The sequence below is a fragment of the Ruegeria sp. AN6 genome (genome assembly GCF_056540425.1).
On sequence record NZ_JBQFWR010000015.1, the window covers coordinates 13970 to 27276 of the forward strand.

The 13307-nt window shown below is 55.9% G+C and carries 13 protein-coding genes; 6 read left to right on the forward strand and 7 right to left on the reverse strand.

The window, feature by feature from the left end:
• Window positions 1-49: 49 nt before the first annotated feature.
• Both ACR0MQ_RS18690 and ACR0MQ_RS18695 read right to left on the reverse strand, forming a co-directional pair.
• The gene (locus ACR0MQ_RS18690) at window positions 50-1066 is read right to left on the reverse strand and encodes an ABC transporter ATP-binding protein (protein WP_480610067.1); all 1017 of its coding nucleotides are present in this window, start codon (window positions 1064-1066) and stop codon (window positions 50-52) included.
• A gap of 2 nt (window positions 1067-1068) precedes the next feature.
• Window positions 1069-1845, reverse strand: coding sequence for a DeoR/GlpR family DNA-binding transcription regulator (locus ACR0MQ_RS18695; protein ID WP_170359564.1), 777 nt, complete (start codon window positions 1843-1845; stop codon window positions 1069-1071).
• A gap of 268 nt (window positions 1846-2113) precedes the next feature.
• Between ACR0MQ_RS18695 and ACR0MQ_RS18700 the strand changes: the two genes are divergently transcribed.
• A complete protein-coding gene (locus tag ACR0MQ_RS18700) occupies window positions 2114-2998 on the forward strand; it encodes an HAD-IIA family hydrolase (protein WP_480610069.1) in 885 nt (294 codons plus the stop codon).
• Between the two features lie 584 nt (window positions 2999-3582).
• Here ACR0MQ_RS18700 and urtE read toward each other — a convergent pair.
• The 5 genes from urtE to urtA form a co-directional block, all read right to left on the reverse strand.
• Window positions 3583-4278, reverse strand: a complete 696-nt coding sequence (gene urtE, locus ACR0MQ_RS18705) for an urea ABC transporter ATP-binding subunit UrtE (protein ID WP_170771232.1) — start codon at window positions 4276-4278, stop codon at window positions 3583-3585.
• 3 nt (window positions 4279-4281) lie between these two features.
• On the reverse strand, window positions 4282-5022 hold the full coding sequence (gene urtD / locus ACR0MQ_RS18710) for an urea ABC transporter ATP-binding protein UrtD (RefSeq protein ID WP_170771235.1): 741 nt from the start codon (window positions 5020-5022) through the stop codon (window positions 4282-4284).
• Entirely contained in the window at window positions 5019-6248 is a 1230-nt protein-coding gene (gene urtC, locus ACR0MQ_RS18715) for an urea ABC transporter permease subunit UrtC (protein ID WP_170771237.1), read from the reverse strand. The genes urtD and urtC overlap by 4 nt, the downstream gene beginning before the upstream one ends.
• Window positions 6249-6251: 3 nt before the next feature.
• Entirely contained in the window at window positions 6252-8204 is a 1953-nt protein-coding gene (gene urtB / locus ACR0MQ_RS18720) for an urea ABC transporter permease subunit UrtB (protein ID WP_480610071.1), read from the reverse strand.
• Between the two features lie 61 nt (window positions 8205-8265).
• The gene (urtA, locus tag ACR0MQ_RS18725; protein WP_170771242.1) at window positions 8266-9546 is read right to left on the reverse strand and encodes an urea ABC transporter substrate-binding protein; all 1281 of its coding nucleotides are present in this window, start codon (window positions 9544-9546) and stop codon (window positions 8266-8268) included.
• 396 nt (window positions 9547-9942) lie between these two features.
• On the opposite strand from urtA, the gene ACR0MQ_RS18730 reads away from it, so the two are divergent.
• From ACR0MQ_RS18730 to ureC, 5 genes are read left to right on the forward strand one after another with little or no spacing between them, the layout of a single operon-like run.
• A complete protein-coding gene (locus ACR0MQ_RS18730) occupies window positions 9943-10758 on the forward strand; it encodes an urease accessory protein UreD (RefSeq protein ID WP_480610073.1) in 816 nt (271 codons plus the stop codon).
• A gap of 1 nt (window position 10759) precedes the next feature.
• Window positions 10760-11062, forward strand: coding sequence for an urease subunit gamma (locus ACR0MQ_RS18735; RefSeq protein ID WP_480610075.1), 303 nt, complete (start codon window positions 10760-10762; stop codon window positions 11060-11062).
• Between the two features lie 18 nt (window positions 11063-11080).
• Window positions 11081-11242 carry a hypothetical protein gene (locus tag ACR0MQ_RS18740; RefSeq protein ID WP_010437456.1) on the forward strand — a complete coding sequence of 54 codons (162 nt, stop codon included), beginning with the start codon at window positions 11081-11083 and terminating at the stop codon, window positions 11240-11242.
• Window positions 11239-11571 carry an urease subunit beta gene (locus ACR0MQ_RS18745; protein WP_010437454.1) on the forward strand — a complete coding sequence of 111 codons (333 nt, stop codon included), beginning with the start codon at window positions 11239-11241 and terminating at the stop codon, window positions 11569-11571. The genes ACR0MQ_RS18740 and ACR0MQ_RS18745 overlap by 4 nt, the downstream gene beginning before the upstream one ends.
• Window positions 11546-13306 (forward strand): urease subunit alpha, encoded by a 1761-nt coding sequence (ureC, locus tag ACR0MQ_RS18750; RefSeq protein ID WP_480610077.1) that lies wholly within the window; start codon window positions 11546-11548, stop codon window positions 13304-13306. Before ACR0MQ_RS18745 ends, ureC begins: the two co-directional genes overlap by 26 nt.
• The last annotated feature ends 1 nt before the right edge of the window (window position 13307 follow it).

The following is a 13307-nucleotide window of genomic DNA, read 5'->3' on the forward strand; positions in this document are numbered from 1 at the left end:
TCCCAGTGATGACAGTTATTCTTGTCTTTCCAAAGTTCAGTTGCTTGACCTACCCGGCCAGTCGCTTGCCCATGTCGTCAAAAAAATGCAGGTCTTCATCGGAAAAGCTGATCTCCAGATCTTCTCCTGCCGGAATATGTTTCAGTCCGGGCATGGATACGGTCAGACCATTGGCAGCAGGATGTGACAGGCCAATGAATGTTTCGGAACCCAAGAATTCGCATTCCGATACTTTACAAGTCAGCCTGCCCTTGCCCGATTCCACCACCTTCACCGCTTCGGCGCGAAGGCCAATTGTCGTTGCGCGCTCAAATCCCGGCACGCCTTCTGACTTGATCAGCGCCATTGGCGGGGCACCGACAAACTCGGCGACAAAAGTGTTAGCAGGCTTGTAGTAAAGCTCTTCCGGGGACCCTGTCTGCTGGATATGGCCGTCTTTCATCAGCACAACCATGTCGGCCATGCTCATCGCTTCGGTTTGATCATGCGTGACGTAAACTACGGTGATGCCCAAATCGACCTGAAGTTTTTTGATGTCCTTGCGCACAGAGGCGCGCAGCTTGGCATCAAGGTTCGAAAGCGGCTCATCCATCAGGCACAGCGGCTGGTTTGCCACGATCGCACGTGCAAGCGCCACACGCTGGCGCTGACCACCCGACAATTCCCCCGGCTTACGCTGCTCATAGCCCAGCAAGCCAGTGATCTCGAGCGCCCGGGTCAGTTTCTCGCGCCGTTCCGCCGCGACGACTTTTCGCACCTTGAGGCCAAAGACGACATTTTCTGCAACACTCAGATGCGGGAACAAAGCATAAGACTGGAACACCATCGACAGATTGCGTTCTGCAGGGGCAGAAGTTGTGATGTCACGCCCGTCAATGACGATCCGTCCCTCATCCGGCAATTCTAGCCCCGACAGCAATCTCAGCGTCGTTGACTTGCCGCAGCCCGAAGGGCCTAGCAGCGCTACGAACGAACCACGCGGGATCGAAAGATTGATATTCTCGACGCCAAGCTGCCCATTCCAGCGCTTGGCAATATTGTCGACGTGAACAAACGGTTCGGCCATATTCAGCGCTCTCCTTGTGAGTAAGTAATGGCCTCGCCCAAACTGTCTGCGAGATCGGAAAATTCAGGGGCCGGAGGGCGGTCGCACACGACAACGTCGACATCCGAGATGTTGCCGCCCAATGCCGGCGCAATGCGACCAAATTTACTGCTGTCTATTACGAGAATCGATTTGGCCGCGTGCTGCTGCATTTTCATTCTCACCCGAACCTCCGCTGGATGAAATTCCAACAACCCCCCATCATGCGTCACACCGGCGACGCCAAATATTGCGAACTCGGCACGAAACCTGTCAAAGAAATCGGTTGCTTCTTCGCCGATAAAATCACGATCAGGCAGGCGCAGCTCGCCTCCCGGCAAAAGGATACGGTTTGAGATTTCATTACTCAGCGCCATCGCGGCACTCAGGTTGTTCGTGATGACCGTTAACTCCTGGTGGCCGGACAGTGCCTTGGCCACTTCGAGCGGAGTCGATCCGATTGAAAGGAATACGTTCGCCCCGTTGGGGATCATGCTCGCAACAAGTTCGGAAACCGACCGTTTGCCACGTAAGTTCGTTCCGGCTCTCTGATCAAACGGGGTATTCAAACGGCTTTCAGCCAGCTCGATCCGCCCGTGCGCGCGCCGCAGGTTTTCACCGTCGCACAAAATGTCCAGATCACGGCGGATGGTTTGCGTCGAGACCCCTAGCATTTCCGCTAAGGCCCCCACACTGATACCGCCACGCTCTTGCACGACCTGCTGGATTAAATCCCTCCGCCTGATCTTCTTTGACGCCATTTATCCCCCTCAAGTTGCCAAAACCATATCACCAAAAAACAACAAAACAACATTTTTTAACCAAAGCCACACAAGTCTCTGAAGGGTGTTTTGGCTGTCAGCGCCGAAAAGATTAAATTTATCAATGTTCTGATCGCGAAAATTTGAAGCTCCCCAGCAACGATTTACTAAAAATGTTGTTTTTTCTTCCAATTTATATTGTTGATGTTACATTCTGGATTGCGTCAAACCTGTCGGCGGCGCGCCATCGAAAAGGACATTTGGACACATGCTTGACGCCAACTCGATATTTTCGCGTTATCAGTCCATTCGCCCCAGACTCCCAAAAGCAACATTCAACGCGGCCACTCTGGATATTGAGTCACTTCTGGATATTGGCAACGAAGTAGACGCCTTTGTTTTTGATGCTTTTGGCGTTCTAAATGTTGGGGAAACTCCGGTTCCCGGCGCGGCAGCTCGTTTGAAGCAGCTCAGGGAGGGCGGACACCAGATTCGCATTCTTTCTAATGCTGCCAGCTATAATCATCAGGGCGCGACTGCCAAATTTCAAAAGCTCGGAATGCAGGTTGACGCAGATGAGATTGTAACCAGCCGCGACGCAGCCTTGGCAAACCTGAACGACGGTCTGTGGGGCTGCATCGCCTCGCCGTCTGACGACCTGACGGACATCTTGTCCGACACGATCAGGCTTGAGGCAGACCAGACAGACTTTGACCGGGCTGACGGTTTCTTGTTTCTCTCGACTGAAACCTGGCAGCAATCTCAACAATCCATGCTTTGCAACAGCTTGTTGGCCAACCCGCGCCCAGTGGTGATCGCAAATGCTGATCTGGCAGCGCCCCGAGACTTCGGGTTCTCACTAGAGCCCGGTCATTTCGGGCATTTGCTGGCGGATGAGGGCCTTCAAGACATCAGATTCTTTGGCAAGCCATTTCCGGAAGTATTTGAAATGGTCGAAGCCACGCTTCCAGGTATTCCACCTGAACGCATCGCAATGTGCGGTGACACTCTTCACACCGATATCCTCGGCGCAGCAGCACGGGGTTGGCGTACAGTCCTTGTCGCGCAAGACGGTGTATTTTCGGGCCTGGATACTCGCACTTTTTGCGAGCAATCCGGCTTGACACCGAGCTGGCGCTTACTTCGCATATAGAAACATCGTGATGCTCCCACTTTTGGCGAATTGTCAGACCGAAAACTAGCCTTGGTTCGAACAGTGACTAAGAGCCTATTCTCACGATTTCGCAAAGTTCGTTTCCTACGCTTCGCTGCCATTTATGCCTGGCGCAGCATCGGTAACTTCGGGCTCCTTCGAGACATTCGCGGCGTCCCGGCTAAATGTCAGGTTTTGAGTTCTCAGAGGGAAGGCCTCAGATAAAAGCCATTGGACATTGCTGAACGGTTGTTACGTGAACAACTTTCTGGTTGCTTCGTCACCCATCTGGGTCCTCATCACTCCAGCGTCCAATTTCGTAAAAACTGGGCGACGCGATTGTATCTGCCGCTACTGCGAGTGACTTGATTGGTTTTATAGTCTTTCTCCTTTCTCGGATCAGCGGGGTTCATCTGATCATGAGTACTTGCCCTTCAAGGCAGGAGACATCGAACGACGGGATTTCAGAAGAAAATACAGTTTCAATTGAACGTGTTCAAAGGATCAAACCATATCCCGAGCCTAAATTAAGCCAAGTTTTGCGTTTCATTCTTCAATCCTGAAACTAATTTCAAGTATCAGCGCTAGACTGTTACGGCCTGCAACAACTCATCGCGTGTCACGTCTTCCCTGGTGCCGTTGATTAAGACTTCTCCACGTCGCAACGCGACAAATCTGTCGGCAAGGTCATAGGCAAAGTCAAAGTATTGCTCCACTAGAATGATTGCCATTCCGCTCGTGGTTCTGAGGTGCCGGATCACTTCGCCTATCTGTTGGATGATGTTGGGCTGAATACCTTCGGTCGGCTCGTCCAACAGAAGAAGGCGTGGTCGCGTTATCAGTGCCCGCGCGATCGCCAGCTGTTGCTGCTGACCGCCAGAAAGGTCACCTCCGCGACGGTTTTGCATCTGCTTGAGGACCGGGAACATGTCAAAAATTTCATTTGGAATGAAATGCTCGCTGGCTGGCAGACAGGCGTACCCCGTTTCAAGGTTTTCGCGAACTGTGAGCAAAGGAAATATTTCACGACCTTGTGGAACATAAGCCACGCCTTTCCACGCCATTTGATGAGCAGGCAGGACACCCAAAGGTTCTCCGTCCAGTTCCAGATTACCAGCCGAACGCGGATGCGTACCTGATATTGCCTTCATCAGGCTGGTTTTCCCGACACCATTGGTCCCCATGACGCAAGTCACTTCACCTTGTCTGGCTTCCATTGAAATCCCGTTGAGGATTTGAGAATGCCCATAGTGCAAAGTCAGATCGGTCAGTTTCAGCATTGCTTAGCGCCCCAGATAAACGTCGATGACGTCCTGATTGGAAGTCACGTGATCAAGACTGCCTTCAGCCAAGACAGACCCTTCGTGCAAAACCGTGACTTTGCAGTTCAGACGCCTGACAAACTCCATATCGTGTTCCACTACGACCACGGCGCGAGTTCTGGCGGCCTGAACCAGCAAATTGGTCGTGTGTTCGCGCTCCTGCGGCGTCATACCGGCGGCAGGTTCGTCCACCAGCAAAAGCTGCGGCTCCTGAGCCAGCAGCATACCGATTTCCAGCCACTGCTTTTGACCGTGGCTCAGTTCGCCAGCTTTGCGGCTTAGGTGCTGATGCAGACCGATCTCGACGCTCAGATCGTCAACTTTCCGCAAATCGTCTTTGGAGGGTCGATAGAGGAGAACGCGAAGCCAGCCGCGTTTGTTCTGAAGCGCCATAAGCAGATTTCCGTGTACGGTCTGGTCTTCGAAAACCGTCGGCTTCTGAAACTTCCGCCCGATGCCAGCCTGCGCGATTTTTGCTTCGGACATTCTCAGCAAAGATACGGATTTCTTGCCCCAGATGACGCGTCCATTATCGGGCCGAGTTTTTCCTGTGATGATATCCATGAATGTGGTCTTGCCTGCCCCGTTCGGGCCGATCACGGCGCGAAGCTCGGCCTCGCCGATCTGGAACGACAAGTTGTTGATAGCACGAAAACCGTCGAAAGTTACCGAAACGCCGCTAACTTCAAGCAAAGTGCTCATTCGATGGCCTCCTTCTCTCGCAGGGCTCCGTCATCCGGTCCCAGATTTGCCCCGTGCCTGTCCGGGTGGCGGCGGTCGGTCCACAAGTCGAACAATCCTCCGATGCCCTGCGGGGCGAACAACGTAACCAACACGAAAGTTACGCCCAGTAGCACCTGCCACCAGTCGACCCATTTGATCGTGTAAAACCTAAGCGAAATATCCGGGGCCTGCCCGCCCGTGAACCACGTACTCAGAAGACTGACAAAAGCTGCGCCAATTACCGCGCCGTACAAGCGACCTCGTCCACCGATTGCGACCCAGACGGCCAAATAAATCGAGGCGATTGGGGCCATCTCCTCGGGGTTGATGATGCCCGCTTGCGGGTAATAAAGCGCGCCAGCAATGGCCGCGATACAAGCAGTCAGGGTGAAGACGGCCAGTTTGTAGACTTCGACCGAGTATCCAAGGAACCGCACCCGCGCCTCGTTATCGCGGATGCCGCGAATGACCGAGCCGAATTTGCCCGACACGATCCACGCAGCGAGCAAATAACCTAACCCCAGTGCCAGTGACGAAGCCCAGAGGAACCAGATCGACACCACGTCCTGCGAGGCGGAGACACCGGGCAGGTTCTGCAGGCCGGACAAGCCGTTATTGCCACGTAATCCGCTGTCGTTCTGAAACAGATACAGAGCCAGTGCCAACGTCATCGCTTGTGTCAGGATCGATAGGTACACACCGGTGACACGGCTCCGGAAAGCCAACCATCCGAAGATCAGCGCCAGCAAGCCGGGGACCAACACAACCAGAACCAGCTGCAGGGTCAGGCTGTGGGAAAACGCCCAGATCAACGGAAATTCCGACGATCCGACAACGCCAAAGACTTGTGTTGCGATGGCGTCCACCACCTCGGCCGAAGTCGGTGGAATTTCGGCCTGTGCCAGCGAGTCGACCACGATCAGGCGGGTGCGTTCGTACATCAACCACATGCCGATCATGTAGCCCCCCAGCCCGAAGAAGGCGAAGTGACCTAGCGACAGGATGCCGGTGAAGCCCCAGACCAGATCCATCGCCACTGCGATCAGGCACAGGCACAGGGTTTTGCCTAGCGTTTTGACGAAGCTGGTCGAGATCACACCGACCCCGAATCCCTCGGACAGGATGGTCACGCTCAGGGTGAACAGGGACAGGATGGCAAGAAAGACAAGCACGGATGGGTTCTTGGCGATAAAGCTGCGTTCCATGACTCAATCCCCCGCCGCGCGGCCTTTGAGGGCGATGATGCCCCGCGGCCGGAATTGGATGAAAATGATGATGAAGATGATCATGTAGGTTTGCGCCGCGAGGGTGTTCGATGGGTTCATCCACTCGATCCCTTTCTGCAGGAAGCCGATCATTCCGGCACCCGCCAGCGCCCCCCAGATGTTGCCTACACCGCCGACAACCACGGTCATGAAGCTCTGCACGATGTAATCGCTGCCCAGATCCGAGGTGACCTTGGCGAAAAGGCCGATTGCAACCCCGGCAATCCCGGCGATGCCGGAGCCCAGCCCAAAGGTCAGCATATTTACCCGCCCCGGATTGATGCCCATCGACCCCGCCATACGTGGGTTCTGCGTCACTGCCCGCATCTCCAGCCCCAGCCGGGTCCGTTTCATGATGTAAAGGAACAGCCCCAGAAAGATCATCGCCAGCACAAAGATCGCTATGCGGATATAGCTGATCGCGACCACATCGTTCAGCACCCACGCCCCATCCAGCCATCCGGGTGCGGTCAGCGGGCGGGCCTGCGTTCCGAAGATGTTCTTGGCCAATTGCTGAAGGGCGATCGAGATGCCGAATGTTGCCAGCAGCGTCTCGAGAGGACGGGCATAAAGCCAGCGGATCACCAGCCGCTCCATCGCGACGCCCATGGCGAAGGTTACGGCAAAGGCCATCGGAATGGCGACGATGACCGACAGCGTATGGTTGGGAATGAACTGCTGCACCACGTAGCCGGTATATGCGCCCATCATGATGAACTCACCATGGGCCATGTTGATGACGCCCATCACGCCGAAGGTGATGGCTAAACCAATGGCAGCAAGAAAGTAGATAGACGCCAGTGAGATCGCGTCTAGCGTCAGGTCGAGTGACTGGTTCAGGCCAACCTTCAACTCGATCTGCTCCAGCGCCTTCTCAGCCGTGGTGGTGACCTCAGGCGAAGCTTCCAGGTAGCTCTCAAAGAACACATGCGCACCTAACACCGCGTCGATATCAGCCTGCATCATCAAGGCGGGGACGGTTCCGGTCGCCGCCAAAGCGTTGTAAGCCCGCGCTCGAGCGGTGTCAGTGTTCAGTCGCGCGACCGGAACGCCACCCACTCTGCCACCGTCAATATTGGCGGCTAGTGCCGCACGGATGTCATCGGCCAAAACACGGGGGGCGGCCAAATCGCTGGTAACCAGCAGTTCATACGCCGCATCACGAGACAGACCGTCCGAGCCGGGCTGCAGAACGGTGGCGATGTTCATCCCCGCGGGCAAATCTGTGGCAGCCTGAAGCTTGGTCACAACCAACGGGTTCAGCACCGCCCGGACATCTACACCCAGATCGTCGGACATCTCATTGATCGCCGCCACGCGGGCCTCCGTGTCGGCGTCGTACCTAATGGTCAGCAACCGTTCCAGCCGCTGTTTTTGCGCTTTCAACGCCGCATCTGGTTCAGCTCCAATGGACGCGCGCAGGGGTTCTAGCAGAGCACCTTCGGGATCGCGCTGGATGGATTGCAGGGCCGCCAGACGTTTCGCGCGATCCGGATCGGTCAGTTGAAACCGGACCAGAGCGGTCCCGATCATCGCGCGGATACCGCTGTTGGGTTTCAACTGCTTAAGCTCGGTTTTCTCGAACGTGCCGACGACTTCTCCGGTGTCGAAGTCGATCAATTCATACGACCGCCCCTCACCTTTCTGGCCAGAAAAGAACAGACCGTCAGACTTGCGCATCCACATATTCTTGGCGGCCCAGATCTCAAGCATCACTTGCGCCTGAGGCAAGCCGCTCGATGCAATTGCATCAATCGCTGGTTTGATCGTCTTGCGCGAGCTTTTGGCGATGATCTCCTGATGATCTTGCAGGATCGGTTGCAGACCGGCCTCTTGCGCGTTGGCGGTCAGGCAGGCGCACAGGATCGCGAGGCCCGCAAGGAATAGTCGTACCATGTGGTGAAACCCGAATGTCTCTTGTGGCAAGGCGGGCGAACAAACCCGCCTTGCGTGTCGGTTAGTAGTTCGACAGGGTCTGAACGCAGGTTTTGGTCTCGGTGTTGTACATACCGCAACCCAACTCTTTCCAATCCGAGACCAGCACCGCCGACTCCGGCAGGAAGTCGGTCCAGGCGTCACCCGGTACGACGTCGGTTTCGCTGATGATATCGAACTGACCGTCTTCCTGAATTTCACCGATCAAAACAGGTTTCGCCAGGTGGTGGTTCGGCAACATGACCGCAGTGCCACCAGTCAAGTTCGGGAATTCCTGCCCGTACATCGCCGCGCGTACAGCATCGACTTCGGTCGAACCGGCCTCGGTCGCGGCGTTTACCCACATGTTGAAGCCGATGTAATGCGCTTCCATCGGATCGTTGGTCACGCGTTCATCACCCATGGTGGCTTTCCATGTCTCAACGAACTCTGCGTTGACGTCAGTGTCGGCCGATTGGAAGTAGTTCCAAGCGGCAAGGTGACCGACGAGGTTCGTGGTATCCAGACCGGACAGTTCTTCCTCACCGACCGAGAAGGCCACGACCGGAATGTCATCTGCCGACACACCAGCCGCTGCCAGTTCCTTGTAGAAGCCGATATTGGCGTCACCATTGATGGTCGAGATCACACCGACTTTCTTGCCATCCGCGCCCAGCGCGACCACGTCAGCCACGATCTTGGACCAGTCGGAATGGCCGAAAGGGGTGTAGTTGACGAAGATATCGTCATCAGCAATACCCTTCTGCTTCAGATAGCTTTCAAGGATGTTGTTGGTAGTCCTGGGGTAGACATAGTCTGTGCCGAGCAGAGCGAATTTCTCGACCCCCAGTTCCTCCAGAAAATAATCCGTAGCGGGAATGGCTTGCTGGTTGGGCGCGGCACCTGTGTAGAAGACGTTCTTCGAGCTTTCTTCACCCTCATACTGTACCGGATAGAATAGAAGGCCGTTCAGTTCTTCGATCACCGGCAGGACTGACTTACGACTGACCGAAGTCCAGTTGCCAAAAATCACATCAACTTCATGCACAGTGAGAAGCTCACGCGCTTTTTCCGCGAACAAAGGCCAGTCCGATGCGGGATCCACTACAACGGCCTCAAGCTGCTTGCCCAACAAACCGCCCTTGGCATTTTGTTGATCGATCAGCATTAGCATCGTGTCTTTCAGCGTCGTTTCCGAGATTGCCATCGTACCCGAGAGCGAATGCAGTACTCCGACCTTAATAGTGTCTTCGGCCGACAGCGCAGCGGTGGCCATGGCAGCAAATACTACTGATCCGGCGAGCTTGGATTTGAGCGATTTCATCTAATCCTCCTGGCGAGGCCAGCAGAGAAGGCTTGCGCAATTGTGCATTCTTCATCTACCTGATCCCCGCAACTGTTGTTGCGTTCCGTGTGGCGGTTGTGATCGAGGTCCAATTCGCGCAGCCGTCACACACCCTACGAATTCTTTCCGCGGTGGCACCCATACGGTTTCTGCATTGCAGCATGCTTGGCAACGTACGTTTGCCTCGATTCTGGAAATCAGTGAGATGTGCCCATTTTTTGATCTCGCGCTGACGCCACTGTCTAAAATTTAGCCACACGACATGGAAATATACAGATTTCGACACTGTAGATTAGAGTTCCGGCGCCTCAACGGAGAAACAAGTGGCACGATCCGACGCTCTAAAGGTGCCCTATTACACAAGCTGCAGTCATATTGCCTACGCACAGCGCGGTGCCGCCACGTGCTGCAGGTGCCGTCAGCCTGAGCACCAAGAAACTGGGCAAAAAGACGGTGCTGGACACGTTTCACCAGTCCGGGTCATTTAAATGCCTGTTTCCCAGAACCACGACATCTGATCTTGATGCGGTTCTCCTAAATACTGCAGGCGGCGTAACCGGAGGGGATTCGTTCCGATTTTCTGGCAAGGCAGCGGAAGGTACGGCGCTGACCTTGACAACTCAAGCCTGCGAGCGGGCCTATAGGGCCCAACCCGCCGAATGTGGCCAGATTACCAATCTTTTGACGGCCGGGGCTGGGGCCCGTTTGAACTGGTTGCCGCAAGAGACCATTCTGTTCAATGGCAGCGCATTGGATCGACGCCTCAGGATTGATATTGCACCGGATGCCGAGATGCTGATGGTCGAGCCGCTGATCTTCGGACGCGCCGCCATGGGTGAGACGCTGACCGACATTCGTTTGCGCGATCGGATTGAGATTCGGCGCGCAGGGACGCCGGTTTTTTTGGATGCGATCCGGTTCTCTGGTGACTGGCATAAGCATTTGTCCCGGCCGCATATTGCGAATGGCGCGGGAGCGATGGCGCTGATCGTCTTTGCGTCGAAGGCAGCCGAGGGTCATCTGGATTCTGTTCGCCAATTGCTGCCCGAGGACGCCGGGGCAACCCTGCTCGGCAGTGACCTGCTCGTCACGCGGGTTCTGGCCGAAAACAGCTTTACCCTTCGCCGGACGTTAATTCCGGTTCTTCGCAAACTGAACAAAGACACCCTCCCCCGATGCTGGATGCTCTGACATGAACCTGACACCTCGTGAAAAAGACAAACTGCTGGTCGCCATGGCCGCCGAGGTCGCCCGCAAACGGCTGGACCGCGGCGTCAAACTGAACCACCCCGAGGCTATCGCCCTGATCACCGACGCCGTGGTCGAGGGCGCGCGCGACGGCCGTTCAGTCGCCGACATGATGCAGTCCGGGGCTGAATTGATCACCCGCGACCAATGCATGGAAGGCGTGCCCGAGATGATCCACGAGGTGCAGGTCGAAGCCACTTTCCCGGACGGCACCAAGCTTGTGACTGTTCATAACCCTATTCGTTAAACTTCAGAGGAGTTTCCCATGTACCGCATGCTGTTTCCCGCTCTTATTCTGGCTAGTCCGGCCGTGGCCCATTCGGACACCCATGTTCACGCTCATAGCAGTGACTATGCCCTGCTTGCAGCAGGGCTAGCATTGATCGCGGTCATCGCCATCACGGTGATAATGAAGCTGCCAAAATGACCCCCGGTGAGATCATACCCGCCGAGGGTTCACTGACGCTCAACGCAGGACGCAGCAGTCGTCTTGTTGTTGTCGCCAATACCGGTGATCGACCCGTGCAGGTCGGAAGCCATTACCATTTCGCCGAAGCGAACTCCGCCTTGGATTTCGATCGCTATGCAGCCTTGGGGATGCGATTAGACATCCCTGCAGGTACTGCCGTGCGATTTGAGCCGGGTCAGACTCGCGAGGTTATTCTGGTGCCATATGACGGGCGCCGTCACATCTACGGTTTCAATATGCACATCATGGGGGCTTTGAAAGATGCCGGGCAAGATCAGCCGGAGTGACTATGCCTCCATGTTCGGCCCCACGGTCGGCGACAAAGTACGATTGGCAGATACGGATCTGATAATCGAGGTCGAGAAAGATCTGATTGTTGAGCGCGCAACGGCAGCCCGTTTCAGCGAAACCGGCCACCGCGAAGACGTTTACGGGGAAGAGGTCAAGTTCGGCGGTGGCAAAGTCATTCGTGATGGGATGGGGCAATCTCAGTTCACGCGAGCCGAAGGGGCGGTGGATACGGTGATCACCAACGCGCTGATCGTCGATCACTCCGGCATCTACAAAGCGGATGTGGGGTTGAAAGACGGGCGTATCGCCAGGATCGGCAAGGCCGGGAACCCCGACACTCAACCCGGCGTGGACATCATCATCGGTCCCGGTACCGAGATCATTGCAGGCGAAGGTCGCATTCTGACCGCAGGTGGGTTCGACAGTCATATCCACTTCATTTGCCCGCAACAGATCGAAGACGCGTTGCATTCCGGCTTGACCACTATGCTGGGTGGCGGCACCGGTCCGGCGCATGGAACGTTGGCGACCACCTGCACCCCTGGCCCATGGCATATCGGGCGGATGATGCAAGCGGCTGATGCTTTTCCGATGAATCTAGCGTTTGCAGGCAAGGGCAATGCCTCGCTGCCCGCAGCTCTTGAAGAGCAGGTCAAAGCCGGTGCCTGCGCTCTGAAGCTGCACGAGGATTGGGGCACCACCCCTGCCGCCATCGACTGCTGCCTGTCGGTGGCAGACGCGATGGATGTACAGGTTATGATCCACACCGACACACTCAATGAATCAGGCTTTGTCGAAAACACCGTGGCGGCCATAAAGGGTCGCACAATCCACGCCTTCCACACCGAAGGTGCGGGCGGTGGCCACGCCCCGGATATCATCAAGATCTGCGGCGAGAACCACGTTCTGCCGTCTTCGACGAACCCGACGCGGCCTTTCACCGTGAACACGGTCGAGGAGCATTTGGATATGCTGATGGTCTGTCACCACCTCGACAAATCCATCCCCGAGGACGTGGCCTTTGCCGAAAGCCGTATCCGGCGCGAGACGATTGCGGCCGAGGATATCCTGCATGACATGGGCGCGTTCAGCATCATCGCGTCAGACAGTCAGGCCATGGGTCGGGTCGGAGAGGTTTTGATCCGCACGTGGCAAACCGCGGACAAGATGAAGAAACAGCGCGGGCGTCTGCCCGAGGAAACCGGTGAGAACGACAACTTTCGCGTCCGCCGCTATATTGCGAAGTACACTATCAACCCGGCCATTGCACATGGCCTGAGCCGCGAGATTGGTAGTATCGACGAAGGCAAACGCGCCGACCTGGTTCTTTGGAACCCGGCCTTTTTCGGTGTAAAGCCCGAGATGGTTCTGCTGGGCGGCACCATAGCCTGCGCGCAGATGGGCGATCCCAACGCGTCGATCCCTACACCGCAGCCAGTTTATAGTCGCCCAATGTTTGGCGCTTACGGACGGTCGGTGGAAAACTCGGCGATCACATTTGTCTCGCAGGCGGCCCATGCGGATGGGATCGGTGATACACTGGGATTGGCAAAGCAGACCGTCGCCGTCCAGAACACACGAGAAATTGGCAAGCAGGATCTTCTGCTGAACAACGCGACGCCGCATGTCGAAGTTAACCCCGAAACCTACGAGGTCAGGGCAGATGGCGAACTGCTAACCTGCCAACCCGCCGAAACGCTGCCCATGGCACAGCGATACTTTTTATTCTGAT